Consider the following 638-nt stretch of genomic DNA (forward strand, 5'->3'; position numbering starts at 1 on the left):
CCCTTTTTGAGGAAATGATATGGAAATCGTGCAAGAAATTGACGTTTCAGAATTGCATCATAAGGCAATCGAAGCGTTAAGAAACCAAGCTTTCCCAGATAGCCAAGTAAGTCGTTCTTACTTTAAGCAGTTACCTCATATGCGTGCTCTTCATTTTCAAGGTGAACAGTTGGTTGGCTATCTTGGACTGGATTATCGAGCCGTGAGCGTCGGTGGGGAAATACATAAGGTTCTGGGCGTCATCGACTTCTGTGTTGATGAACGTTATCGAGGGCAAGGTATTGGCTCTTTTATGTTGTCAGAAGTATCGGCATTTGCCGAAACTAAAGACGTTGATTTCATAATCCTCATATCTGAGTTAGATGATTTCTACTCTTCAAACGGCTTTAACAAAGTTCAGTGCATGCAATCTTGGTTAAGGCTTCACGAGCACACCAACTTTGGAGTTGCTGTAGAGCACGTTGATGAACTGTATGTGAAACCACTCAGAGATAAGCAGTGGGGTGTTGGACATTTTGATTGGCTAGGTTATATGTACTAGTCAACCACAGGGCTAACAAAGCATTTAAGAGTGATTCGCAACGCTTGGCGTTTTCGCTTCGCTCAAGTATAGCCAAGCGCCGCTCACACCTTAATGC

1 protein-coding gene is annotated in these 638 nt (G+C 43.3%); it reads left to right on the plus strand.

Annotated features, from left to right (window positions below):
• Window positions 1-19: 19 nt before the first annotated feature.
• Complete coding sequence (locus OH459_RS28070) at window positions 20-541, plus strand: GNAT family N-acetyltransferase (RefSeq protein WP_038881865.1); 522 nt, start codon at window positions 20-22, stop codon at window positions 539-541.
• Window positions 542-638 lie beyond the last annotated feature (97 nt).

Origin of the sequence: Vibrio sp. MM46 (genome assembly GCF_027587135.1) — a bacterium.
Lineage (GTDB): Bacteria > Pseudomonadota > Gammaproteobacteria > Enterobacterales > Vibrionaceae > Vibrio > Vibrio harveyi.

What these genes read in the sequence shown, in the direction of transcription:
- OH459_RS28070 (WP_038881865.1), top strand. Translation starts at nt 20, where the DNA reads ATGGAAATCGTGCAAGAAATTGACGTTTCAGAATTGCATCATAAGGCA.